Source organism: Streptomyces sp. NPDC017056 (assembly GCF_044332485.1).
GTDB lineage: Bacteria > Actinomycetota > Actinomycetes > Streptomycetales > Streptomycetaceae > Streptomyces.
Genome location: NZ_JBIRPD010000008.1, coordinates 362,663 through 386,597 on the forward strand (window position 1 = coordinate 362,663; position 23,935 = coordinate 386,597).

17 protein-coding genes and 3 pseudogenes are annotated in these 23,935 nt (G+C 72.1%); 12 read left to right on the top strand and 8 right to left on the bottom strand.

Going from position 1 to position 23,935, the window contains the following annotated elements; translation table 11 throughout:
• Positions 1 to 5: 5 nt before the first annotated feature.
• Entirely contained in the window at positions 6 to 356 is a 351-nt protein-coding gene (locus ACH4OW_RS17570; RefSeq protein ID WP_360132946.1) for a hypothetical protein, read from the top strand.
• 227 nt (positions 357 to 583) lie between these two features.
• Here ACH4OW_RS17570 and ACH4OW_RS17575 read toward each other — a convergent pair whose 3' ends face one another.
• Positions 584 to 994, bottom strand: coding sequence for a DUF6463 family protein (locus ACH4OW_RS17575; protein WP_398028635.1), 411 nt, complete (start codon positions 992 to 994; stop codon positions 584 to 586).
• A gap of 190 nt (positions 995 to 1,184) precedes the next feature.
• Here ACH4OW_RS17575 and ACH4OW_RS17580 point away from each other — a divergent pair, with 190 nt between their 5' ends.
• From ACH4OW_RS17580 to ACH4OW_RS17590, 3 genes are all read left to right on the top strand, one after another.
• A complete protein-coding gene (locus ACH4OW_RS17580) occupies positions 1,185 to 1,772 on the top strand; it encodes a TetR/AcrR family transcriptional regulator (RefSeq protein ID WP_398028637.1) in 588 nt (195 codons plus the stop codon).
• 161 nt (positions 1,773 to 1,933) lie between these two features.
• Positions 1,934 to 3,082, top strand: a complete 1,149-nt coding sequence (locus tag ACH4OW_RS17585; RefSeq protein WP_398028640.1) for an NYN domain-containing protein — start codon at positions 1,934 to 1,936, stop codon at positions 3,080 to 3,082.
• A 213-nt stretch (positions 3,083 to 3,295) separates the two neighbouring features.
• Positions 3,296 to 7,822 carry an HAD-IC family P-type ATPase gene (locus ACH4OW_RS17590; RefSeq protein WP_398028642.1) on the top strand — a complete coding sequence of 1,509 codons (4,527 nt, stop codon included), beginning with the start codon at positions 3,296 to 3,298 and terminating at the stop codon, positions 7,820 to 7,822.
• Between the two features lie 68 nt (positions 7,823 to 7,890).
• On the opposite strand, the gene ACH4OW_RS17595 is transcribed toward ACH4OW_RS17590, so the two are convergent.
• Positions 7,891 to 8,346 (bottom strand): DUF3224 domain-containing protein, encoded by a 456-nt coding sequence (locus ACH4OW_RS17595; RefSeq protein ID WP_398028644.1) that lies wholly within the window; start codon positions 8,344 to 8,346, stop codon positions 7,891 to 7,893.
• A 103-nt stretch (positions 8,347 to 8,449) separates the two neighbouring features.
• Between ACH4OW_RS17595 and ACH4OW_RS17600 the strand changes: the two genes are divergently transcribed.
• A complete protein-coding gene (locus ACH4OW_RS17600; RefSeq protein WP_398028646.1) occupies positions 8,450 to 9,481 on the top strand; it encodes a helix-turn-helix transcriptional regulator in 1,032 nt (343 codons plus the stop codon).
• A 43-nt stretch (positions 9,482 to 9,524) separates the two neighbouring features.
• Positions 9,525 to 10,031 carry a hypothetical protein gene (locus tag ACH4OW_RS17605; RefSeq protein ID WP_398028648.1) on the top strand — a complete coding sequence of 169 codons (507 nt, stop codon included), beginning with the start codon at positions 9,525 to 9,527 and terminating at the stop codon, positions 10,029 to 10,031.
• Here the strand turns inward: ACH4OW_RS17605 and ACH4OW_RS17610 are convergent.
• The 3 genes and pseudogenes from ACH4OW_RS17610 to ACH4OW_RS17620 form a co-directional block, all read right to left on the bottom strand.
• The gene (locus tag ACH4OW_RS17610; protein ID WP_398028650.1) at positions 10,021 to 14,253 is read right to left on the bottom strand and encodes an amino acid adenylation domain-containing protein; all 4,233 of its coding nucleotides are present in this window, start codon (positions 14,251 to 14,253) and stop codon (positions 10,021 to 10,023) included. The genes ACH4OW_RS17605 and ACH4OW_RS17610 overlap by 11 nt on opposite strands.
• A 356-nt stretch (positions 14,254 to 14,609) precedes the next feature.
• Positions 14,610 to 15,566: a threonine/serine dehydratase gene (locus ACH4OW_RS17615; protein WP_398028652.1), complete on the bottom strand. Its 957-nt coding sequence runs from the start codon at positions 15,564 to 15,566 to the stop codon at positions 14,610 to 14,612.
• Positions 15,567 to 15,971: 405 nt separating this feature from the next.
• Positions 15,972 to 16,225, bottom strand: a pseudogene (locus ACH4OW_RS17620) (N-acetylmuramoyl-L-alanine amidase); the annotation flags it as partial.
• 226 nt (positions 16,226 to 16,451) lie between these two features.
• Here ACH4OW_RS17620 and ACH4OW_RS17625 point away from each other — a divergent pair.
• The 3 genes from ACH4OW_RS17625 to ACH4OW_RS17635 all read left to right on the top strand — a co-directional run bounded on the left by ACH4OW_RS17625 (position 16,452) and on the right by ACH4OW_RS17635 (position 18,556).
• Positions 16,452 to 16,685, top strand: coding sequence for a hypothetical protein (locus ACH4OW_RS17625; RefSeq protein WP_398028654.1), 234 nt, complete (start codon positions 16,452 to 16,454; stop codon positions 16,683 to 16,685).
• 606 nt (positions 16,686 to 17,291) lie between these two features.
• Positions 17,292 to 17,765: a lactococcin 972 family bacteriocin gene (locus ACH4OW_RS17630; protein ID WP_398028657.1), complete on the top strand. Its 474-nt coding sequence runs from the start codon at positions 17,292 to 17,294 to the stop codon at positions 17,763 to 17,765.
• Between the two features lie 374 nt (positions 17,766 to 18,139).
• A complete protein-coding gene (locus ACH4OW_RS17635; RefSeq protein ID WP_398028660.1) occupies positions 18,140 to 18,556 on the top strand; it encodes a hypothetical protein in 417 nt (138 codons plus the stop codon).
• Positions 18,557 to 18,860: 304 nt separating this feature from the next.
• Here the strand turns inward: ACH4OW_RS17635 and ACH4OW_RS17640 are convergent.
• Positions 18,861 to 19,174: pseudogene (locus ACH4OW_RS17640) on the bottom strand (NUDIX hydrolase); the annotation flags it as partial.
• 882 nt (positions 19,175 to 20,056) lie between these two features.
• Here ACH4OW_RS17640 and ACH4OW_RS17645 point away from each other — a divergent pair.
• Both ACH4OW_RS17645 and ACH4OW_RS17650 read left to right on the top strand, forming a co-directional pair.
• Positions 20,057 to 20,332: pseudogene (locus ACH4OW_RS17645) on the top strand (amidohydrolase family protein); the annotation flags it as partial.
• A 131-nt stretch (positions 20,333 to 20,463) separates the two neighbouring features.
• The gene (locus ACH4OW_RS17650; RefSeq protein ID WP_398028662.1) at positions 20,464 to 22,278 is read left to right on the top strand and encodes an ABC-ATPase domain-containing protein; all 1,815 of its coding nucleotides are present in this window, start codon (positions 20,464 to 20,466) and stop codon (positions 22,276 to 22,278) included.
• A gap of 67 nt (positions 22,279 to 22,345) precedes the next feature.
• On the opposite strand, the gene ACH4OW_RS17655 is transcribed toward ACH4OW_RS17650, so the two are convergent.
• Complete coding sequence (locus ACH4OW_RS17655) at positions 22,346 to 22,774, bottom strand: VOC family protein (protein ID WP_398028664.1); 429 nt, start codon at positions 22,772 to 22,774, stop codon at positions 22,346 to 22,348.
• An 80-nt stretch (positions 22,775 to 22,854) separates the two neighbouring features.
• Here ACH4OW_RS17655 and ACH4OW_RS17660 point away from each other — a divergent pair, with 80 nt between their 5' ends.
• Positions 22,855 to 23,451, top strand: coding sequence for a GNAT family N-acetyltransferase (locus ACH4OW_RS17660; RefSeq protein WP_360132985.1), 597 nt, complete (start codon positions 22,855 to 22,857; stop codon positions 23,449 to 23,451).
• Between the two features lie 52 nt (positions 23,452 to 23,503).
• Here the strand turns inward: ACH4OW_RS17660 and ACH4OW_RS17665 are convergent.
• Positions 23,504 to 23,935: NAD-binding protein (locus ACH4OW_RS17665; RefSeq protein ID WP_398028667.1), on the bottom strand; the 432-nt coding region annotated here is incomplete at its 5' end.

Genomic DNA, 23,935 nt, shown 5'->3' on the forward strand with positions numbered 1-23,935 from the left:
GGAGTATGAGCAACAATTCGATCTCACCGGACACACCGCAGGCCAGGATCTACCGGAACCAGGCATGGACGTCGGGCAACGGCCGGGCACTGCTGCGTCTCCAGGAAGACGGCAACTTCGTCCTCTACAAGGACAGCATCAGCAAGGCGGCGTGGTCTGCGGACACCGTGCCGGACGGCGGCTACGCGATATTCCAGGACGACGGCAACCTCGTGGTCTACACCGAGAACGACAAGCCGGTCTGGGCGAGCAACACCAACGGCCGCCCCGGCTCCACGCTCGTCGTACAGGACGACGGCAACGTGGTGATCTACCACGACGGAAACCCCATCTGGGCCACCGACACGGGCGACTGACCCGGGCGACCGACCCGGTACGCGCGAGCACGACTCTGCCAAGGTGCCGCCGGGGCGCGTCTCCCCGGCGGCACCCGTCGGGCTCCTCGGCCATCTCCTCGATGGGGCGTGCGGTCAGGGCCCGTTCTCCACGACGAGCCCCTCGGCGGCCGCCGGCTTGACGCTCGCCTCCGGCAGTTCCGCCGGCGCCATCGGGCCGATGGGCGGGCTCGCGTCACGGCCCGTGTTCACGCTTGCGGAAGCCCCGCCTCGGGCGCGGGGTTCTCGCGGCGGGCGCGACGGGCTCCGATCAGCAGCAGGGCGCATCCGATCGCGAAGAGCGGCCAGGGCGTGAACGGGAGGACCACGGCGCCGACGGCGGTCCAGGCCCCCAGCGTCCAGGCGATGAACGCCGGCGGGACGATGCCGCGGCGGTCCAGCCACAGCACCGTCAGGCCGATCAGGAAGAGCGGTATGCCGAAGCTCTCCACGCTCAGCCAGTACGCGCTGCCCGCCGGACTCATGTCGGCGAGGTCCTCGTGCCGCAGCCCGCCGCTGAACCACGTCCCGGCGTGGCGCGCGGCTTTCTCCACCGTCAAGGCACCGATCGTGTGCAGGGTTCCGCACAACGCGAAAATCCAGCCGGCCCACTTGATCATCCGAGTTCTCCGCTCTGGTCGTGAAGCCGCACGGTGCGGCTTCGTCACCGTTTCCCCTGTCGTCTCCGCGTAGCGGGGACCAGCGATTTCGAACCCACGGTTCCGATACTGACGTTTCGATACTCTCGTTTCGTATAGTGCAGCCATGACGGCGAGAAGGCAACGGGGTGGACGTCCCCGGGACAGTCGCGTGGACGACAAGATCCTCCAGACCACGCGTGAGCTGATCGACGAAGCCGGCTACCCGGCGCTGACCGTCGACCGGGTCGCGGCGCGCGCCGGGGTGGGCAAGGCGGCGATCTACCGCCGGCACGCGTCCAAGGCCGAGATGGCGTTCGCCGCCACCATGTACGACCGGCAGTTGCCCCCGCTGGCCCGCACCGGCTCGTTGCACGGGGACCTGCTGGCGCTGGTCCGCGCGTTCCACGTCCGCATGGCCACCCCGGAGGCCCGCCAGCTGGCACCGGCCCTGATCGGCGAACTCGCCGTCAATCCCGAGCTGGTCAAGCGGTTCCAGGACACCTTCCTGGCCGCCGAACAGGCCGCCTTCGCCGACATCGTCGAACAGGCCGTGGCCCGCCGCGAGCTGGCCGGGCCCGTCGACCCCGCGATGGCCCACCTGCTGCTGCTCGGCTGCCTGGCGTCCGCCCTGTACATCCTCAACCTGCCCGTCGACGACGCGATGCTCACCGACCTCGCCACCGCGGCCACAGCAGGCATCACCGCCCTGGCCGACCGGCACCGCAGCGCCCCCGACGAAGCCGCCGAGCAGCGCTGACAAGGCCGTTACAGCGGAAGCCTCTGCCGTATGGCAGAGGCGCGGCACGGTGATCGCGCCCGGTTCTGCCGATCGGCAGATGTTCCGGAGGGCCTGCGCGGCAGCAGGCTGGAACAGCGCCGGCGGGCACCGCTGCCGGGCGGGAGAGAGGACGGACGACCATGCCGACGCGGACCGAGCCGGAGACCACCACTGCCCCTGATTCCACCCCCGTTTCCGCCCCCGCCCCCGCTCCCACTCCCGTTCCCGTTTCCCGGTGGTGGTCGCGGTGGCCCGCCCTGGCCGGCTGCCTGGCGGCGCTGTGGTCCCTGCTGTACGGGGCCGCCGGTCTGTACTGGGCGCTCGGCGGCAGGGGTTACCCCTTCGCGGCCACCGCCGCCGACCGCTCGTCGGCCTCGCTGCTCGAACCCAGCAGCCCGGACGTCGTGGGTTACGCCATCGCCGCGGTCGGCGCGGCCGGCACGGTCGCCGGCGTGCTGATGGCACGCGGCCGGGTGCGGGGCAGAGCCCGTGGCTGGCTGCTCGGCTTCGGCTGGGTGACGGCGTGCGTCCTGGCGCTCCTGATTCCCGACTACTCGCTGCTCGGGCTGCTGGCCTTCGCCCCGCTGCTGGCGGTGTTCGCGTTCACCGGCCTGCCGGGCCCGCAGGACGGAGTGGGGGACGTCCTCTACTGGCACCGGGGCAACCTCGTCATCGTGTTCATCGGCGGCCTGCTGTGGGCCGCCGCGACCCTGGCCTGCCAACGGCGCACCGGCGCCCGGTGCGTACGCTGCGGCCGCGGCCGGCGTGCCGCGGCGCGCTGGACCACCCCGGACGCGGCGCGGCGGTGGGGCCGCTGGGCGGTGTACGCGGCCGTCGCGTCGACCGTCCCGTACGACGTGACCCGGCTCGCCTGGTACTTCGGCTGGCCCCTCGGCATCTCCCGGGACTTCCTGGCGGACATGCAGGCCACGCCGGGCCTGCTGGAGATCGGGCTCGGACTGGCGGTGGCGTCGACGGCCGGCGGCCTGCTCACCCGCGGTCTGATCGGCCGCTGGGGCGAGGTGTGGCCGCGCTGGGTGTGGTGGAAGGCGGGCAAGCCCGTCCGCCCGGCGACGGCGATCGTCCCCGCGACGACCGTGGCCCTGGTGCTCATACCGGCCGGCCTGATGAACATCCGCCTGTTCGATCCCACCATGTGGGGCACGAACGGTCCGGGCGTCTTCTGGACGACTTGGGGCGTGGCCCTCGGTGCGGCGACACTCGCGTACTACTTCCGCCGCCGGGGGCAGTGCGCGCAGTGCGGGCGGACGTCGGAGGCCGTGGACTGAACGGCGTACCAGGCCGGGCGGGCACGTCCGGTGGCGGCGGCCCGGCCGGCAGCGTCACACCCTTGGGCACCGCGGCGCGGGTGACAGCGCGGGTGTGCGGGTGTAGGGCAGCGCGGGTGTAGGGCACCGCGGGTGTAGGGCGGAGGCAAGAGGGTTACCCGTCCTGTGCCCCTGCGCGCTCCGCCGGGGGTTCCTTCGAGGTAAGGGACTCCGATGTCGCTGTTGTCAGGCGTGCCGGGGCTGACGGGGCTGCGGATGCCCCGCCTGTCGGACCTGCGGGTGCCGTTGCCGCCCCTGCCGCTGCCCGGCCCGGTGGTGGACGGTGTACGGGCGGGCGCCCGGGGCGCCGTGGAACTGGCCTGGCAGGTGGCGGGCGTCCCGAACCGTGCGGTGTGGTCGCGGCCGGGCCGCTGCTACATCGCGGTGTCCGGGGTGCAGACGGCAGATGGGGAACGGATCGCGCGGCGGGTGGAGCGCGTGCTCGAACAGCAGAAGGGGGTGGAGTGGGCCCGGGTGAACGGTCCGTCCGGGCGGGTGGTGGTCGCCCTCGGGCCGGAGGCGCCCCGGCAGGCGGAGCTGGTCGCTCTGGTGGCCCGCGCCGAGGCGAGCTGCACGGGATCGGCCGGCGGCGCGGCCTGCGACGAGCACGGTGAGTGGTGCCAGGAGCCGCATCACCCGTGCGAGGGACCCCGGACCCGGCAGTCGCTGACGGCGCTGGCCGCCGACGCCGTAGGGCTGGGCCTCGCCACCCTGATGCGCCTGGCGCCTTGGGCTCCGTTGCCCGCCGAGGTCGGGTCACTGGCCGGGATGATGCAGCACCACCCGAAGCTGCGCGCGCTGGCGGCCTGGGGGCTGGCCGGTCCCGAACAGGCCGAGTCGCTGTTGCCGGCCGTCAGCGCGTTGGCGCAGGGCGTGGCGACGCGGGGCGGCGGGCTGATGCTGGATGTCGTACAGCGGGTGGCGCAGTGGCGGGAGGCGAGCGCGTACAAGAACGCCTGGGAGGCGGTGGAGCCGCGGATGGTGCGCGGCCCGCAGGACGCCGCCGCCGAGCCGATCGTGGTCGAGCGGCCGGTGCCCGCGCCGAAGGACTCGGTGGACCGGTACACCGAACGGTCGCTGGGCATGGGGGCCGCGGCGGGGGCGGCGGCGGTGCCGTTCGCCGGGCCGCGCCGGGGGCTGGCGGTGGCGCTCGCCGGCATGCCGAAGGCGCCGGAGGCCGGGCGGGAGGGGTTCGCCACCGGCCTGGGGCGGTTCTTGGCCCTGCAGGGCGTGGTGGCGATGGACCGGGGTGTGCTGCGCAGGCTCGGACAGGTGGACTGCGTGGTGCTGGACGAGGCGGCGCTGCGCGGCAACCGTTACGACCTCGCCGACCTGGAGCTGCTGGAGGACGCGGAGCCGGACGAGACCACTGAGCAGGTGTTCGAACTGTTCGATGCCGACGATCCGTTGGAGCTACGGCGGTCGGCGGACGGCTGGGCCCTCGGCCCTCTGTCGGACCTGGCGGGGGCGGAGGACGGCGAGGGCGCGGAGGGACCTGCCGCGCAGCGGTTGCGGCAGAAGGGCTGCGACCATCTGCTGGGCCTGGCGCAGCAGGGGCGGCTGCGCGCCGTCGTGGCCCTGGCGGCGCAGACGGCGCCGGGTGCCCAGGCCGTGGCGGCGGCCGCGCGCCGTGCCGGGGCCCGGATCGTGCTCGCCTCCGACCGGCCGGAGCCGGAGTGCGGGTTCGCCGACGCCGTCATGCCGGGCGGGAAGCGCCTGGTGGCGTCCGTACGGGAGTTGCAGGGCAACGGCGCGGTGGTACTGCTCGTCTCGGGCAACCGCCGGGCGCTGGGCGCGTCCGACTGCGGCATCGGCGTGCACCGCAAGGGCCACGCGCCCGCCTGGGGCGCGCACCTGCTGGTCGGCACGGACCTGGGTGCGGTCGGGCTCATCGTGGACGCGGTGGCCGTCGCGGCGCAGGTGGACCGGGAGAGCGCGATGCTGGCCGCGGGCGGCAGCGGCGTCGGGGCCATCGCCGCCGTGCAGGCCCGCCCGTCCCGTGCCACCCGGCGCGCCTCGGCTGCCGGGCACACCGCCGGGTCCGCCGCCTTCTGTCTCGGTGCCTGGCGCGCCCGGCAGCTGCTGGCCCGCCCGCCGGTGCCGCCGGCGCAGCGCACGCCGTGGCATCTGATGCCGGTTTCCCGGGTGCTGGAGCGCCTGAACGCGACGCCGGACGGGCTGTCAGCGCGCGAGGCCGAGGCCCGCTCCTCCCCTGCTCAGCGCTCGGACGGCCCGCAGCGCACCGGCCTCGCGGCCGCGTTCGTCGAGGAGCTCGCCAACCCCCTCACCCCCGTGCTCGCGGCGGGCGCCGCGCTGTCGGCCGCGGTCGGCTCGCGCACCGACGCCGCGCTCGTCGGCGCCATCACCGGCACCTCCGCGCTGGTCGGCGGCATTCAGCGGGTGCGCACGGAAGGGGCGTTGGCGGAGTTGTTCGCGCGCTCCGCGATCAGCGCGCGGGTGCTGCGCGACGGGTCCGAGCGGCCGGTCCCGGCGGGTGATCTCGTTTCCGGGGACGTCGTCGTACTGGGCCCCGAGGACGTCGTGCCGGCCGACTGCCGCCTGGTGGAGGCCGAGGGCCTGGAGGTGGACGAGTCCTCGCTGACCGGGGAGTCCCTGCCGGTGGGCAAGGACCCGGCACCGGTGGTGGCGGCGCAGCTCGCGGACCGGCACTCGATGCTGTACGAGGGCACGACGGTGGCCGCCGGCCGGGCCAAAGCCGTGGTCGTCGCCACGGGCGCGGCCACGGAGGTCGGCCGCAGCCTGGCCACCGCGCGGCAGGCCGCCCCCACGGCGGGCGTGGAGAAGCGGCTGGCCTCCCTGACCAAGGCGAGCCTGCCGATCGCCCTCGGCTCGGCCGCCGCCGTGGCCGGTGCCGGGCTGCTGCACGGCAGGCGCCTGCGCCACACGCTGGCCTCCGCGGTGAACCTGGCGGTCGCCTCGGTCCCCGAGGGCCTGCCGTTCCTGGTCAGCGCGGCCCAACTGGCCGCCGCGCGCCGCCTCGCCGAGCACGGGGCGCTGGTCCGCAATCCCCGTACGATCGAGGCGCTCGGCCGTGCCGACGTGCTGTGCTTCGACAAGACCGGCACCCTCACCGAAGGGACGCTGGAACTCGCCGAGGTCAGCGACGGCGAACGGGCGCTGCCCGCGGGCCGGCTGGACGACGCGCGCAAGACGGTCCTCGCCGCGGCCCTGCGCGCCACTCCTTCGGCGCATTCCGCCGAGCCGCTGGCCCACCACACCGACCGGGCGGTGGCGGCCGGGGCCCGCCGGCAGCGGGTCACCGTGCGCGTCGGCGCGCCCCACTGGCGCCGCGCCGACGACCTGCCGTTCGAACCGTCCCGCGCCTATCACGCCACCGCCGGGCGCGCCTCGCACGGCACGCTGCTCAGCGTGAAGGGCGCCCCCGAGAACGTCCTGGCCCGCTGCGCCCGGCGCCGTACCGACGGCGCGGCCACCCAACCGCTCGACGACCGCGCCCGCGCCCGCCTGACCGCGACCGCCGAGGAGCTGGCCGCCGCCGGCCGCCGGGTCCTGGCGGTCGCCGAACGCCCCATGAAGAGCGGTGAACAGCTCACCGACGACGCCGTGGACGGGCTCGACTTCCTCGGTTTCCTCACCCTCTCCGACCCCGTACGGGCCGGCGCCCTGCCCGCCGCCGAACGGCTGCGCGAGGCCGGCGTGCAGATCGTCATGCTCACCGGCGACCACCCCGCCACCGCCGACGCGATCGCCTCCACCATCAACAACGGCGCCTCCCAGCATGTGTGCAACGCGGCGGACCTGGACGAGCTGGACGACGACGCGCTGGACGAGCTGCTGCCCCGGGTGGACGTGATCGCCCGGTGCAGCCCGCACCACAAGGTCCGGATCGTCCAGGCGTACCAGCGCATCGGCCGGGTCGTGGCGATGACGGGCGACGGCGCCAACGACGCTCCCGCCATCCGGCTCGCCGACATCGGCATCGCGCTGGGCAACCGGGGCACCCCGGCGGCCACCGCCGCCGCCGACCTCGTCGTCGGCGACGACCGGCTGGAGACGATCATCGCGGCGCTGATGGAGGGCCGCGCGATGTGGACCTCGGTGCGTGCCGCGCTGGCCATCCTCATCGGCGGCAACCTCGGCGAGATCAGCTTCAGCGTGCTCGCCGCCGCCCTCACCGGCCGGTCGCCCCTGACCGCCCGGCAGATCATGCTGGTCAACCTGCTCACCGACCTGGCGCCGGCGCTGGCCATCGCCGTACGCGAGCCGGCCGGGAACGGCGGCGAACGCCTCCTGAGCGAGGGCCCCGACCGTTCGCTGGGCGCCGCGCTCACCCACGAGATGCTGCTGCGCGGCCTCACCACGACCCTTGGCGCGACGCTGGCCTGGGGCGCCGCCCGGCTCACCGGCAGACGCCGCCGGGCGGGCACCGTCGCGCTCGCGGCGGTCGTCGGCACCCAACTCGCGCAGACCGTGGTCACCGGCGGGCCCGACCGCAAGGTGCTGGTCGCGGGCCTGGGGTCCGCCGCCGTGCTGGTGGCGGCCATCCAGACGCCGGGCGTCAGCCGGTTCTTCGGCTGCACCCCGCTCGGCCCGGTGGCGTGGGGCATCACGCTCGGCGCCATCGCCTCGGCCACCCTCCTGGGCGCCGCGGCCACCCCCCTCGTACGCCGCCTGCCGGCCCCGCACCTCGCGCCGGAACCCGAAAAGCCGACCGGCTGACGCCCCGTCTCCCCCGCCTGCCCCGTCCCTCCTCAGCCGAAGTCGTAGTCCTAGTCCTGGCCTTGGCCCTATTCCTGCTCGAAGTCGTAGTCGAAGGTGTACGCGACGGACTGCTCGCCGTGCCGGGCCGTGAACGCGCCGGTGCCGCGCAGGCCGGCCAGGTCTCCCGTGGCCGAGCCCGGTACGACCTCGAAGGTGCAGTACACGCTCCCTTCGTCGTCGAACGAACCGCGCTCCTCCACGACGAAGGCGCCCTGGCGCCCGTCCAGGCTGCCGTCCAGCAGTTCCATGCCGGTGAACGTGCCGGTCTTCTCCGTCACGTAGACGATGGTGTACTCGCAGGTCGTGTGCGCGGCCTCGATCCCGCCGGAGAAGGCGTTGGTGACGGTGGCGTGGGCGAGCCGCGGGTGCGTGCCGTCCGGGCCGACGGCGCGCTCCTCCCAGCCGGCGTACGTGAAGTGGCCGGTGGCCTGCGCAGTCGTGGTGCCGTCCGGTGCGGACGCGGTGGCGGTCTGTGCGGACATGGTGATCCTTTCGGTCGGCGGCGCGGTGTTTCCCGCGGCGCGTGACCAGATCCTGTCGCCCGTACCTGACACCTTCTGTCAGGTACGGCGGCACAATGGCCGCATGCGCGCCGACCGCCTGCTCGCCCTCCTCCTGCTGCTCCAGAACCGCGGACGGATGACCGCCCCCGAGCTGGCCGCCGAGCTGGAGGTGTCCCTGCGTACGGTCTACCGGGACGTCGAGGCGCTCGGCGCCTCGGGCGTCCCGGTCCGCTCCGAGCGCGGCCCGGCCGGCGGCTACTCCCTGATGGACGGCTACCGCACCCGGCTGACCGGGCTGTCCGACGCGGAGGCGGAGTCGCTCTTCCTCGCCGGCATGCCGGGGCCGGCGCGCGAACTGGGCCTGGGCGCCGCCCTGGCGACGGCCCAGCTGAAACTGCAGGCCGCGCTCCCGGCCGGCTTGGCGGACCGGGCCCGCCGCCTCCAGGACCGCTTCCATCTGGACGCACCCGCCTGGTTCCGGGACGCCGACCCCGTACCCCACCTGGCCACCGTGGCGCAGGCCGTGTGGGAGCAGCGGGTGCTGCGCGTCCGTTACCGCGCCTGGGGCGGCGAGGTCCGCAGGGAACTCCGCCCGCTCGGCCTCGTCCTCAAGGGCGGCATCTGGTACGCGGTGGCCTGGACGGACGGTCCTGCATCGAGCCCCGCACCGAGCCCCCCACCGGGCCCCGCACCGAACAACGCCCCCATACCGACACGCACCTACCGGATATCGCGCCTCCTGACCGCGGAACCGACGGATACCTCCTTCGAGCGCCCGGCCGCATTCGACCTGGCCGCCTGTTGGGCGGAGTCCTCGCGCCGCCTGGAGGCCAGGCTGCACCAGGGCACGGCGCGGCTGCGGATCTCGCCACGCGCACAGCGGCTGCTGCCCATGCAGTTCGGCGCGGCAGGCACCCGGGCCCTGGCGGACGCCGGCCCGCCGGACGCCGAGGGCTGGGTACTGGTGGACCTGCCGATCGAGGCACCGGCCGTCGCGGTCGGCGACCTGCTCAGGCTCGGCACGGAGGCGGAGGTACTGGGCCCGCCCGAGCTCCGTACGGCCGTCGCCCGCACGGCGGCCGAACTGGCGAAACGTTACGCGGCGTTGCCTTGAGCGGGCCCGGGAACTCCCCCGCACGCCCCTTCGTCGTACCTGCATGAACAGCACCACCGACCGTCCCGGCTCCCCCGCTCCCGCCACGCGCGACGACTGGCAGGAGCTGGCGAGCGACTGGGACAGCCTGCGGAACGGGTACGGCCTGGACGACGAGGACGAGGCGGTCCTCCAGTGCGTCCGTGCCCTCAGCACCGGGCAGACGGGCCCGGACGCCCTCCTCTGGACGCTCGGACTGGTCACCATGGCGCCCTACATAGCCGCCGTCGGGCCCGGGCCCGGTGTCGAGGCGCAGGTGGTCGAGACGCTTTCCGCGGTGGTACGCGCGCATGACGGGCAAGCGTGCACGCACGACCGGCACCCGTTCGAGTCGTACGCGGACGACTTGGACACCCAGCTCGAACAGCTCCCCGACGTGCTGGACGACCTGATAGCCGGCCACCACGGGCCCACGAGCGCCCCGTCCCGTGCCGGGTTCCTGGAGAGCTGGCGGTGCCCCCGTAACGTCGCCGGGTTCGCCCGCGTGGCCCTCGGCTACGTCACCGGGTGAGGTCCGCCGCTCCGGATACCGCCAGCGTGGCACCCAGGTGTGCGGCGACCTTCCGGCCGATGCGGGCCAGTGGGCCCGGCTGGGTCATGGCGTGGTGCGTACACGCGATGTCGTGGCTCTCGATGTCGCCCGTCACCAGATGGCGCCACGCTCCGGCGGTCGGCGCGTGGTCCGGCTTGCCCTCGGTGGCGTGGAAGTAGAGCAGGTCGCCGTCGAAGACGCCTTCGGAGAAGGTCGGCAGCAGTTTGACCGAGTTGGTGAACACCTCGGTGACGGCGGCGAGCCGGTCCTCGCCGAGGGCCGGGTGCTCCTTCAACGAGGCGAGCAGTTCGTCGGCGCCGTCGTGCTCGCGCAGGACCGCCGCCACGCCGGGGACGGTCAGCGGCCGCGTGAACCGTTCCGGTTCGTGTCCCGCCGCTTCCAGGAGCAGGCTCAGGATGTCGTGTTCCGTCACGTCGGAACCCGTCGTTCCGTGCGGGTCGATGGGGCGCGAGTCGAGCATGGCCAGCAGCGCCACCCGCTCCCCCCTCGCCTGTAGCCGGACGGCGGCGGCATGCGCGAGCGCGCCGCCGAGGGACCAGCCCAGCAGGTGGTACGGGCCTGCGGGCTGCACGGCGCGGATCTGCCCGACGTAGTCGGCGACCATCTCCTCGAAGGTGGCGGGCAGGTCGGCGCGCTGCGCCAGCCCGCGCGCCTGGAGCCCGTACACCGGCACGTCAGGCCCGAGGTGGCGCAGCAGCCCGGCGTAGCACCAGCTCAGGCCGCCGGAGGGGTGGAAGCAGAACAGCGGGGGCCGGGTTCCCTGGGTGCGCAGCGGCAGCAGCACCTCGAAGCCGTCCGAGCCACCGCCGTTGTCCATGAGGCGGACGAGGTCGGCGACGGTGGGTGCTTCGAACAGCGCGCGGATGGACAGTTCGGTGCCGAGCGCGGAGCGGATGCGGCTGATGAGCCTGGCCGCCAGCAGGGAGTGCCCGCCGAGGGTGAAGAAGTCGTCGTCGATGCCGACCTGCCGGACGCCGAGCACCTCGGCGAACAGGGTGCAGAGCGCCTTCTCCCGGGAGTCGCGCGGCTGCCGTCCGGCGGAGGCGGCGCGGAGTTCGGGGGCGGGCAGGGCGGCGCGGTCCAGCTTGCCGTTGGCGGTCAGCGGCAGCTGTTCCAGGAGGACGAAGGCGCTGGGGACCATGTATTCGGGCAGGCGGGCGGCGGTCCAGGCGCGCAGGGCGTCGGTGCCGACCGGGACGGGAGCGGGTGCACCGGCCGGTGCGGGGGCGGCGGCGCGGTCCGGTTCGGCCCGGCGGGAGCCCGGGATGCGGGCCTGTGCGGTACGGCCGGCCGTGGCGCCGGTGGTGACGGGCACGACGTACGCGGTCAGGCGCCGGTCGCCGGGAGCGTCCTCCCGGACGGTCACCACGGCGTGTTCGACGCCCGGGTGCCGGGCCAGCGCCGTCTCGACCTCGCCCGGCTCGATCCGGAAGCCGCGCATCTTGACCTGCCCGTCGGTGCGGCCGAGGTATTCGAGGGTGCCCTCGGCCGTCCAGCGCGCCCGGTCGCCGGTCCGGTACATGCGCGAGCCCGGCGCGGCGCACGTGCAGGTCGCCCCGGGGCCGCCGCACGTGCCGCCCGCCGGCCCGCTGCCCGCGTGCGCGAACGGGTTGGCGACGAACCGCTCCGCGCTCAGCTCCGGCCGGTTGAGGTAGCCGCGGGCGACCTGGTCGCCCGCGAGGTACAGCTCCCCCGGCACGCCGGCCGGCACCGGGTTGAGCGCGGCGTCCAGCACGTACGCCTGGACGTTGCGCCCCGGGCGCCCGATGACCGGTTGGCCGCCCTGCCCGCCGATGCGGCAGTACACCGCGTCGACGGTGCACTCGGTCGGCCCGTAGTAGTTGTACGCGGTGGTCCCGGGCAGGGTGCGCAGCGTCTCCCACAGGGAGGCGTCGACGGCCTCGCCGCCGACCATGAGGACGCGGGGTCGGTGCCGTTCGCCGGTGCACAGGCCGGCGGCGATCAGCTGGTGGAGGTAGGTGGGGGTGAGGTCGAGGAAATCGATGCGCCGGTCGGCGACGTAGTCGACGAGGGCGGGCGGGTCGAGCCGTACGGCGTCCTCGACGAGGTGCAGTTCGTGTCCTGCGGCCAGGAACAGCGGGCCTTCCCACGCGGTGTCGAAGGAGAAGGCGGCGGTCAGCGCTGCTCGCAGGCGGCGCCGGGCCGCGGCGGTCTCCGGGTCGATCAGTTCGGCCCGGTGGTCGAAGAACAGGTTGGTCAGCTGGCGGTGTTCGACGACGACGCCCTTGGGCTGCCCGGTGGAACCGGAGGTGTAGCTGACGTACGCGGCGTGGCCCGGCGCCAGGGCGGCGGGCCGGTCGGCGTCCGTGGGGTCGGTGTCCGGTTGCCGGCCCAGGGCCCGCGCGGCGGCCGGGGTGTCGAGGCACAGCGCGGCGGCGGGGTCCGGCAGGCGGGTGGCGGTGCCGGTCGTGGCGACGACGCACACCGGGCGGGTGTCCGCGAGCAGGAAGCGGATGCGCTCGGGCGGCAGTTCGGGGTCGACCGGTACGTACGCGGCGCCCGTCTTGAGCACCGCCAGCAGCCCGGCGATGTGCTCGGCCGTGCGCGGCAGGGCCAGCGCCACGAACGTCTCCGGCCCCGCGCCGCGGGCGATCAGGGCATGCGCCAGCCGGTTGGCGCGGGCGTTCAACTCGTCGTACGTCAGGGTGGTGGCGCCGCAGACCAGGGCGGTGGCGGCGGGCGTGCGGCGGGCCTGTTCCTGGAACAGCTCGGGCAAGGTGGTGGCCGGCACCGTACGCGCGGTGTCGTTCCAGCCGGTCGTCACCCGGCGGCGCTCCGCGGCCGGCAGGAGGTCGATCGAGCCGACGGACCGTTCGGGGTCGATGCTGGCCAGCGTGTCCAGCAGGGCGAGGAAGCGGCGCTGGTGGGCGGCGGTGGTCCCGGCGTCGTACCGGTCGGGGTCGGCGTTGAAGTCGATGCGCAGGGAGCCGTCGGCGGTCCGCTCGTAGACGTTGACGCCGAGGCCGGTGACCGGTCCGTTGGAGAGGTTGTGCAGGGTGGCCGGGTGGCGTCCGAAGCTCAGCTCCGGGTCGTACCCCATGATGTTGATGCCCCAGTCGCCCAGGTATCCGCCGGTGTGCGCGACGCCGAGGTCCTGGACGAGGTACGGCGACGGGAAACGCTGGTGGCGCAGCAGGCCGCGGGCCCGCTCGGAGGTGTGCCGCACCAGCTCGCGCACGCTCGTGTACGGGCCCAGCTCGATCTGGAGGGGCAGCACGTTGGCGACCATGGACGGCACGCTGCGGGGTACGGCGCCGGGGCGGGCGGTCACGGTCAGGTCCAGCATGACGTCGCCGGTGCCGCTCATCCGGTGCACGTAGAGCCCGAGGGCGGCCATCGCCACCACCGGCAGCCCGGCCCTGGACTGGCGGGCGAGGGCGCGGAGCCCGTCGGCGGCGGGTGCGGCGAGGTGGCCGGTCTCGCGGACGAAGCGGTGCGGTACGGCGGCCAGCCGGCTCGCCAGGCCGGGGTCGGTGGACCGGTCGGCGAAGCGTTCGGCCCAGTACGCGCGGTCCCTGGCGAAGCGGTCGGAGGCGCGGTACTGCGCCTCGTCGGCCAGGAGCTGGTCCAGCGTGCCCAGTGGACTGGGCGGGCACCCCCCGCCCGCCTCCAGGGCGGTGTAGACCTCGGCGACGCGCTGGATCAGGAGCGAGAAGCCGTAGCCGTCCAGGACGATGTGGTGCAGGCTCATGTAGAGCACGCAGTGGTCGCCGGGCAGCAGCAGCACCGCGAAGCGGAACAGCGGCGAGCGGCCCAGGTCGAGCGGCTCGCGCAGGTCCTCCTCCATCCACTGCCTGGCCCGCGTCCACGGGTCGGCCGGCGGGACGATCCTGGCCGGCCCCGGCGGCGGGCCCTGGGCCGGGACGGTGGCGTCCCGCAGGTCCACGAGGGGCAGCGGCCAGTCGTCCGCGAGGTCGGGCACCTGCCAGACCCCGCCGTCCTCGTCGGTCTCGAAGCGGACCTGTACGGCCTCGGTGTCGGCCACGGCGCGGCGCACCGCGGCGCTGAGCACGGCCAGGTCGACCGGGCCGTGGATGTCCACGTACTCGGCGGCACGGTAGATCGGGTTCTCCGCGTCCAGCTGCTGGGAGAACCACATCCCCGTCTGCGCGGCGGTCAGCGGCAAACGACCACCGCGGTTGCCTGGCTTCCTGTTCATGCTTGCCGTCTCCTGACGAAGGTGCTCGGGTTCAGCGGCGACCCGGCCGGTGGCCGGCCACCCGGCAGGTCGCGACGCACGCGCCATACAGGGGCAACGAGCACCACGCGACTGGTGTATCGGTTCGTCGGCAAATCTCTTTGCACGCGTGTACGAAGACGGGGCGGCGAACGGGCCGGGCGACCGCACAAGCGCAGCTCACAGGCGCACTACCGGTGTTCAGGCGGTGCGGGGCACGGGCCGGGCGGCTTTCCGGAGGGCGGCCCGGCCCGTCGGTTTTCCGTCGAATATCTGCACCAGGAAGGCACCTTACGAACGTTTCGCGGGCCCTTCGGCGGTGAACCGGCGAACTCCTGTCACCCGGCGGACCGTACGAGATCCGACGGGTCGGTGTTCGCCCCGCACACGACGACGCACACCCGCTCCCCCGGCGCCGGCCGGTACGCACCCGACCGCAGGGCGGCGAAGGCGGCCGCCGTGCCGTGCTCGACCGCCAGCTTCCGGTCGTCCCACAGCGATTGGCGCGCACCGACGATCGCCTCGTCCGGTACGAGCAGGGAGACCGCCCCCTCCTGCCGCGCCCAGTACAGCGCCGTCTCGCTGACGCGCCGCGCGCCCAGCGAGTCGGCGGCGACCGAGTCCACCGGCACGTCGACCACCCGGCCGGCCTCGACCGCGGCGTTCAGCGCCCGGCAGTTCTCCGGTTCGACGGCCACGACCCGTACGCCGTGGTGGCGCGCGGCCGCGGCGACGCCGCTGAACAGCCCACCGCCGCCGACCGCGACCACGACCGTGTCCAGGCCGGGCAGCGCGGTAAGGATCTCCTCCAACAGGGTGCCGGCGCCGGCCGCGATCAACGGGTGGTCGTACGCGTGCGACTCCAGCGCGCCGGTCCGCGCGGCGTGCTCCCGGGACGCCTCCAGCGCGGCCGCGTACTCGGTCCCCGCCTGGCGTACGTCGGCGCCGAGCACACGCAGCTTGGCGACCTTCACCGCGGGGGCGGTCTCGGGCAGGAACACCGTCGCCCTGATGCCGTGGCGGCCCGCGGCCCAGGCACAGGCCAGCCCGGCGTTGCCGCCGGAGGCGATGACCACCCCGGCCTCGGGCATGCTGCCCGCCTCCAGGTGCGCCGCGATGAAGTTGGCCGCGCCACGGGCCTTGAAGGACCCGGTGTGCTGGGTGAACTCGTAGGCGAGCCAGCCCTCGCCGGGGCCGAACGCGCCCGGGTCGACCGGTGCGACGGTGACCGGACGCACATACCCGGCGATCCGGCCGCCGGCCGCCTTCACGTCCTCGTAGCTGATGCTGCTCATCGCGGAACACTCCCCGGGGTCGAAACGTCGGACACGGCACCGTCCCGGCCACCGGAACCACCTACCCCGCCGACCGGACCCGCCCAGTTGATCACGATCCCGCCAGAGTGGATGATCTTGATCATGTCTCTCACGTTCGGGTGTCGTTGTACTCCTGGACCAGTCGGCGCTGCTCGGGCGATTCACCCACCGGGTTGCGCGCCCAGCGGTAGAGGCCGTCGACCGTACCGCCGCCCGCGGCCAGCCACGCTTGTATACCTACTGTCTCTGCGCTCCCGGTGGCAGCGGTGCGGAGAGTCCGGGCACCGACATCATTTCCTGGGGATCGCGAGCCGCCAGCCGACGACGATCCTGCAGTCCCTGACGGTGCAGTCCACGACCAGCCTCAGGCGAACGGCAACACGGGACCGCATCCAGCACGTCCCGACCCCCGCGCCCGGCATGGTTCGCACGGCCGTAATCCACCAGGTAGACCGTGCCGTCCTTGGCAACAACGCCGTGACACAGCGGCCCGGAAGGAACGCATGACCGCGGCGGCACCAGTCGACCGTCAGCCCGACCCCTTTCGTCATCGTGCGATGAATCATCACTCCATGCACCGGCCCCCAGCCACCATGTCCGGCGCGGTTGTGCGCGCGCCAGTTGCCGACCTCACGGATCTACACATCCTCGGCGCGCAACACCGCGATGAACTGGGCGGCCGTCATAGGTGACGCCATGGATGCTCGCTTTCTCGCTGTACAGCAGACGGCCCAACTCAAGTACCTTCCGAGAGCACCCCCGTGCCACCTACCAAGAAGCGCACCGGGTGGCGAACGAATCGCACAATTGGCAGCGAAGGGTTCCGCTTAATAAGCGCTAAGGTTTCGAGAAGGAATGGCAATAGTGGCCGCTCTGGTATATTTCAAAAAGCTTTCCGAGGATGCTCATGCCATCGTCTGCGCGTTCGGTGAAGATATTCCCGAGATGACAAGGCGTCTGTCGGTGGACAGGACCACGCGTCGGCCTCAGCCAGATGACGAAAACATCGACTACTTGTTTCTCAAGGCGTCACGAAAAATCAATGCCGTGTACGACGAACGGGGGGAATGGCCTGAGCGCGGGATGAGCGCCAGTTGATCTGACCGGCGCCGCTCGCGCCTATGTCGTCACCCCCGCGCCCGGCGGGCAGCCCTTACAGCGCCTGGCTGCGGTCACGCAGATCCTCCTTGATGATCCGGTGGTATCGGTGCTCACCGGCGGCGGCAGGCGCTTCCAGTCCAGCGACGGCCAGGTGCACAGAGCGGCAGGTCTGCGCCGCTGGCGACGGTTCCCCGTCGTCGTCCAATATTTGACCTTGGGTTTGCGTCAGACCGTGCTGCAGTAGCCCGAGCACATGGCCTCCCTGCTGTGCCCGCCCTCCAGCGACACGTAGTTGCCTACTCACGGCCCAGCGTCCGCAGACATCTCATCTCGGTCCTGGCATCAACAAGAAAAGATCAAGCCACTTGGCACGGCGCCTTGTAACGGGAGAGTGCGACATCAAGGTCGCTACAGTCATGCCGCGAAATAGGACAGTGCGCACCAAGGTGCACCTCGGAATGTGAACTTCCTATTCAACTGCCAGCTGATCGAGGACGTTTTTCGGGCAGCCCATCGACGAAGCTGTTGACTCCCGTCTTTTCTTCGTTGAGGATCTGGGCAGAAACCCCGCAAGAGGGGTTGAGAAGGGGGAATTCTATGAGAATGACCAGCAGACCGTTAGCTCTCGGATTCGCGAGTGCGGCACTCGCAGTTTGTACCCTTGCTACGCCAGCCGCCGCAGACGGCCCTGTCATCGCTGCAGATAACTCCGACGTAGGCCAGGTCACCACCCACAAGCGTGGTGACGGCACGAAGCCGCCCGCAGAGCTGGGAAACCCCTCTGAATGGGGTGTGGCGAAGATCGAAATGGAAGCTTCGGCAAGCTCTGGTAAGCCACTGTCGAATGCATGCGTTCCCGCCAGCGGCGGCAAGTGGTGCTACGGCTGGTACGCGGCCGATTCGGACGGCAAGTACTGCTACTCGAACTATCTGCATCAGGATAAGTGGCACTCGTCCTCGGTGAAAATCGCCGGCGGATGGAAGTACAGCGGTTCCACGAAACCCGGCACCCCCTCCAATGCCAACCGCACGGCGGGCTACGCCTACACCTGCTACACCTACTACAGCATCGACTAGGTTCGGATCCCTGCATCAAGCAGTGACTCCCCGGTAGGTGGGGTAGGTTGATGCGCCACTCCGAGCGTGATCAGTCGTCCGCGCAGCCTCGGAGTGGCGCCACCCCCGACTCTGCCCCAATCACGGAACAGGCAAGAAAAATCACACGCTTACCGCGCACTCGCGTCGTACCGCTCACAGCGTCTCTCGGAGCGGGTTTGCTGCTTGGCCTAATAGGTCCCGTTGCCGGAAAATGGGACAATCCCGTTTGCGCCGCCCTAAGTCTCGTTTTTTCCGGCGGATGGTCATGGGCCTGTTATGCATTCTTGGTAGGATACTTCTGCCGATCAAAAATCGAGTCAGCCCTGCTGTCGTCTTCTGGGTTGGCTCTCGGCGTGGTCACCTACTACCTATTCAAGGACATGAGCCCCGCCATTCCGGGCGGGCTGGAGTCTGGCGCCTCCGGCGAAAATATTTTCTCCAGGATTCTCATATGGGGAATAGCAGCTTTCGCCCTCGGGGCACCTGTGGGGCTCTTGGGTAACCTGGCGCGAGTGCCAGGTGTCGGCGGCCTCCCCTTCCGGCTCATCATTCCACTTGTAGCCTTTTTTGAAACCTCCATGCGGCTGATGGCGGAAGCGGATGGACAAGGCCCGGTAGTCGGAATTACTTGGAATGTGATTCGATTCGCCGCAGGTGCTGTTGCGTTGACCCTGGTAGGTCACACGGTCTGGAGTTGGTGGCACACTCGGCGTACTCGTTCCTCACGGGAGGGTGAGCACCGCGCCAAAGATGGCATCACGCCTGTGTGACCTTCTGAAACAGGTTCTCCGGTGTCTGTAAGCACTTGTTTTTGCTCCAGTGCACGAAGTCGTCTTGGCTCCACCGCCGGGAGAGAGCGTGCATGGGTGTGATTCACGCCCCTGTGGTCCGGGAAGGGGCGTTGACGGTAGTTCTGAAGCCTCAGCGGACCTCCGTCAGCGCATCCCCGACAGGTGCGTGGAGGGTTGCCGACCCGGCGCGACTCAAGCCGCGGACCTGCCGGCCGATCCGCTGGCTAACGGCGCCGCCTGCGAGGCGGCCGGTTCGGATGTTGGTCGCGCCTCACTGCTAGATCTAGCCGCCGGCCGGGACGACAGCGACGTGGCCCGTCGCTGGAAACGTCTGAGCCAGGGCGAGGGCCGACGTCAACCAGCGATGACCGGCGCAGACAAGCGACATCAGGAACCGGAGCCCAGACCGACTTCAGCGATTTCGCCGTTCGGTTCCGGCCGCAGCGGGCCACCGGTAATACGAACCTGGTAGAAGACGCCCACATTCTGTTGCTCTGGCCCGCCGGGGATGACACGTTCGGCCTCGGGAACCACCCGGGAGCCCACGCCCAGCAAGCGTTCGGCTACCGCACCGCAGCTGGTCTCCTCGGCGACCTCCCCTTACAGACCCCCCGGGCATACGGGAAGTTATGCCGCCATCGCACGCGGTCACGCTTGCCGCAAGTCTCCTCGCTCCGTCGGCAGAAGCCCGGGAAATTCCGGACCAATCCATGGTGTTGCCGCTTGCGCAGACCGTGGACAACGGCTCGGTGATGTGGCGGGCTTTCGAGCTGTCACCGCGCAATTCGGCGATGAACGGTGGAACGGCTACGCCGGTTTCGTTCCGTGTTGTCACCGTACGTATGGGCCTCTCAGCATGCTAATACCCCGCGCCGGATGCCGAACGCGGGGCGTAGAGGTGGGCGCGCTCTGACGCTAGACGGCCGGTACTGGCCGTACGGACTTCACAGAAACATCGCGTTCGCACTCCGCGTGCACCGCGGGGTAGGGCGACTACAGATAGTCGCTGACGGTCGTCCGGCCTTCGAGGGCCAGTGACCGGGGTCGTACGTGAGCGCATCCAGCAGCTTTTCTTTCAACTTCTTCTCGTGCCTGACCCACGCGCTCTCCGCGTCCGCCGCGGCACGCACTTCCTCGTACAGCGCCACCAAGACCGCCCCGACTGCCGGCGCGGCCGCACGGGAGGCACACCGAGCCCGGCTGGACGCCTTCGCTCCGTGGACCCGGTCGTCCTGGCCGGCCCCTCATCGCACGGCCTGGTCTGGGCAAGTACGGCCTTGGAACGCCGGACACGGCGCTGCGCCATCAAGCACCGCCCTGCGGAGTGTCGGTGACATGCGGGCAAGGCTGTCGAAGAACCGGTCGAGGAAGCAGCGGCTCTGCGCGGGGCAGGTCGAAGGGCCCCGGTCCGCAGGAGGGCGAGGGCGACACCAAGGCATAGGAACGTGCGCTCGCCCGGACTCGAAACGGAATTTTGGGCAGGTGGGCAGGCTGGCGCCGGGGTACCGGGCCGACGTGGTTCTGGTGGACCTCACGGGGCCGCACGTCCAGCCGGTGCACGATACTGCCGCGGCCCTGGTCCACAGCGTGCGTGCGGGTGATGTCCGTACCACCGTCGTGGACGGCCGCGTCCTGATGCGCGATCGCGTCCTGCTGACCCTCGACCTGCCCGGCATCCTCGCCGAACTCCGCACCCGCCTGCCGGCCCTCCGGGGCCGCGGCCACGGCCGCCGCGTGCAACGGTACGACGGATAGCACAGACCCCGACGGGGCCGGCGTGCGGCAGTACGGCACGCGTCTGGGTATCGTCGGCCCGGCGGGCCGGTAACCGACCCATACCGGCATCACGCATACCGGCATCACGAAACGCGAGAGGTACAGGCGCTGTGCGACGCCCCCAAGGCCGCGATCACGACCGCGGTCACGAATACGGCCGCGACCGCGGACCGGCCCGTGCTCACGGCCGGCCCCAGAACCGGTCGCGAGCCGACCACCCCCAGGGCACGCGCGACGGGCTGGCCGGGGAACTGCGCCGCATGGACGGCGCCTCGTACGGCAGGTACAAGGCGCTCCTCGGCTCCTGGTCCATGCCCGGCTTCACCCTGGAGGTGATCCGCGGGCAGTCCGATCCGTACGCGCCGCCCGCGCGGGTCGCCCTGCGGGTTCCGGCCGAGGAGGCGGGCTTCCCGGCGGACCTGTGGGAGTCGCCCGTCCGGCGGCGGGCCCTGGCGAGCTACCTGGCCAGGCGTGCCGCCGAGGCCGCCGACCACCGGGCGCTGCGCGTGGACGCGGGCGGCCAGGAGGTACTGGAGCGCAGTTCCTGCCTGGTCGACCCGCGGGACGGCGCGGTGACGCTGCGGCTGGGCGTGGACCTGCCCGGTCACGGCCGCCGTATCGACGGGCACGCCGCGGAGCACATCCTGTGCGGTCTGCTGCCGCAGGTCGCCGAGCGCGCGCTGCGCTACGCGGCGCTGGACGCCGATGACGTACGGGCCTTCGCCGACACCGTCGAGGACTCGGACGCGCTGCGCGCCGCACTGCCCGGCCTCGGGCTGGTGGCGTTCGTCGCCGACGGCGCCGTGCTGCCGCGGCGCAGCGGCGTGGACGACCGCCCGGCGTCCGGCGGCGGGGTCGTCCCCTTCGCCTCCCCCGGGGAACTGCGGGTCTCGGTCGACCTGCCGCACGCGGGCACGGTCACCGGCATGGGCGTACGCGAAGGCGTCACGCTGATCGTCGGCGGCGGCTTCCACGGCAAGTCGACGCTGCTGCGGGCGCTGGAGACGGGGGTGTGGGACCACGTTCCGGGGGACGGCCGCGAGCGGGTGGTGGCCCGGCCGGACACCGTCAAGATCCGTTCCGAGGACGGCCGCCGGGTCGAGCGGGTGGACGTACACGCCTTCGTCGACCACCTGCCGAGCGGCGCCGACACCACCGACTTCCGTACCGACAACGCTTCCGGCTCCACCTCGCAGGCCGCCTCCCTGTGCGAGGCCGTCGAGGCGGGCGCCCGGGTCCTGCTGATCGACGAGGACACGGCGGCCACCAACCTGATGATCCGCGACGCGCGGATGCAGGCGCTGGTGGCCAAGGAGCGGGAGCCGCTGACGCCGTTCGTGGACCTGGTGCGCTCCCTGCACCGTGACCACGGCGTCTCGACCGTCCTGGTGATGGGCGGCTCCGGCGACTACATGGAGGTCGCGGACCAGGTGCTCATGATGGACGCGTACCTGCCGTCCGATGTCACCGCGCGGGCACGGCAGTTGGCGGCGGTGCCGACCGGCCGGACCGCGGAGGCGGAGTCCTTCCCCGGCGTCGGGCACCGCCGTCCTGACCCCGCCTCGCTCGACACGTCGGTACGCGGCCGGTCCCGTATCCGCGCCCGGGGCGACGACGCGCTGACCCTGGGCGAGCACGACATCGACCTGCGGGCCGTCGAACAGATCGCGGACGCACGCCAGGTGGTGGGCATCGGCCTCGCCCTCGAACTGATGGTGCGGCGCGGGTACGCGGACGGCGAGCGCACGCTGGCCGAGGCGCTGGACCTGCTCGACGCCGACCTGGCGGACGGCGCGCACCGGCTGCTCGCCGTCCGGGACGAGGACTTCGCCCTGCCGCGCCGCCACGAGATCGCGGCGGCCCTGAACCGGTCACGCGGCCTGCGGGTGCTGGGTCGTCCGGCCGGGGTTCGTTCTTCGGAGTGACGACGTTTGCGACGAAGCCCGCCACGAAGTCCGGGGCCTTCGTGGCGGGCTCGTCCGCGGGCGGTGCTCAGTCGATACAGAACTCGTTGCCCTCGATGTCCAGCATCGGGATGCACGAATCACTGCCGTCGTACAGCGTGCGCACGTGTACGGCGCCCAGCGGGACCAGTCGCGCGCACTCGGCCTCAAGCGCGGCGAGGCGCTCCTTACCCACCAGTCCGGTGCCGACCCGCACATCGAGGTGCACCCGGTTCTTGGCGGCCTTCCCTTCGGGGACGCGCTGGAAGTACAACCGCGGCCCCACGCCCGAGGGGTCGACGCAGGCAAACCATGCGTCCTGCTGCTCAGGCGGCTGGGAGGACTTGAAATCGTCCCATGTGGCGAAGCCCTCCGGTGGCGGCGGTATGACGTACCCCAGCACCTCACACCAGAAGCGAGCGAGACGCTCCGGTTCCGCGCAGTCGAAGGTGACTTGGAACTTCTTGATCGCTGACATCGGCGCACCCTACCAGGGGCACTCCGCCGTGCCGTGCCGCCTGCAGCCGTCCCGCGAACGGCCTTTGGCATGATCCACCCATGAGCACCGTGATACCTCCCGTCGTCCCCGCCGGCCGGCTGCGCGACAGCGAGCAGCCCACCCTTCCGCTCCCTCCGGACGCCGAGTTACGCCCGTGGCGTCCCTCCGACGCGCACGCGCTGGTCGCCGCCTGCCAGGACCCGGCGATCCGGCAGTGGAACAGGCCCGAGCAGGTCTCCCTTGAGGAGGCACGGGAGAAGATCGCGCGCTGGCACCGGCGGTGGCACGACGAACAGGCCGCCATCTGGGCGATCGCCGACCGGGACGGCGGCGAGGTGGTGGGTTTGGCCGGCCTGGGGGACATGGATCTCAAGGGCGGCAGCGCGGAGTTCCTCTACTGGCTGCTCCCGGCTGCGCGGGGGCGCGGACTCGCGGTGGCGGCGACGCTTCGTATCAGCCGGTGGGCCCTGGAGGACCTCGGTCTGCACCGGCTGCGGCTCGCGCACTCGGTGGCCAACCCGGCGTCCTGCCGAGTGGCGGAGAAGGCCGGCTTCCAGCTCGAAGGCACCCTGCGCAGCGCGCTGCTGCACTCCGACGGCTGGCACGACGAGCACCTGCACGCCCGGGTCGCGGGCGACGACTGGCCCACGCCCTGAACGGGGGCGTGGGCCGCAAGTCGTGAGGCCCCCGTACGTACGACGCCCGGGCTCACTTGGTGGTGTGGCCGGAGAGGCGTTCGACGCCGCGTAGGAGGGCGGAGTGGTCGAGGGGGCCGTCGCCTTGGGCGCGCAGGGCGGCGACGAGGGAGGCGACGAGGGTGCCGGTGGGCAGGGCGGCGCCGACGGTGCGGGCGGCGTCGGTGACGATGCCCATGTCCTTGTGGTGCAGGTCGATGCGGAAGCCGGGGGTGAAGTCGCGGGTCAGGAAGTTGGTCTTCTTGCGGGTCAGGACGGTCGAGCCGGCCAGGCCGCCGTTCAGGACGTCCAGGGCGGCGGCGAGGTCGACGCCGGACTTCTCCAGGAAGACGACGGCTTCGGCGCAGGCCTGGAGGTTGACGGCGACGATGAGCTGGTTGGCGGCCTTGACGGTCTGGCCGGCGCCGTGCGGGCCGCAGCGCACGATGGTGGTGCCCAGGGCCTC

Excerpts from the sequence above, each read along its gene's own strand:
- ACH4OW_RS17570 (WP_360132946.1), top strand. The coding sequence starts at position 6 with ATGAGCAACAATTCGATCTCACCGGACACACCGCAGGCCAGGATCTAC.
- ACH4OW_RS17575 (WP_398028635.1), bottom strand. The coding sequence starts at position 994 with ATGATCAAGTGGGCCGGCTGGATTTTCGCGTTGTGCGGAACCCTGCAC.
- ACH4OW_RS17585 (WP_398028640.1), top strand. The coding sequence starts at position 1,934 with ATGCCGACGCGGACCGAGCCGGAGACCACCACTGCCCCTGATTCCACC.
- ACH4OW_RS17590 (WP_398028642.1), top strand. The coding sequence starts at position 3,296 with ATGTCGCTGTTGTCAGGCGTGCCGGGGCTGACGGGGCTGCGGATGCCC.
- ACH4OW_RS17595 (WP_398028644.1), bottom strand. The coding sequence starts at position 8,346 with ATGTCCGCACAGACCGCCACCGCGTCCGCACCGGACGGCACCACGACT.
- ACH4OW_RS17600 (WP_398028646.1), top strand. The coding sequence starts at position 8,450 with ATGCGCGCCGACCGCCTGCTCGCCCTCCTCCTGCTGCTCCAGAACCGC.
- ACH4OW_RS17605 (WP_398028648.1), top strand. The coding sequence starts at position 9,525 with ATGAACAGCACCACCGACCGTCCCGGCTCCCCCGCTCCCGCCACGCGC.
- ACH4OW_RS17610 (WP_398028650.1), bottom strand. The coding sequence starts at position 14,253 with ATGAACAGGAAGCCAGGCAACCGCGGTGGTCGTTTGCCGCTGACCGCC.
- ACH4OW_RS17615 (WP_398028652.1), bottom strand. The coding sequence starts at position 15,566 with ATGAGCAGCATCAGCTACGAGGACGTGAAGGCGGCCGGCGGCCGGATC.
- ACH4OW_RS17630 (WP_398028657.1), top strand. The coding sequence starts at position 17,292 with ATGACCAGCAGACCGTTAGCTCTCGGATTCGCGAGTGCGGCACTCGCA.
- ACH4OW_RS17655 (WP_398028664.1), bottom strand. The coding sequence starts at position 22,774 with ATGTCAGCGATCAAGAAGTTCCAAGTCACCTTCGACTGCGCGGAACCG.
- ACH4OW_RS17660 (WP_360132985.1), top strand. The coding sequence starts at position 22,855 with ATGAGCACCGTGATACCTCCCGTCGTCCCCGCCGGCCGGCTGCGCGAC.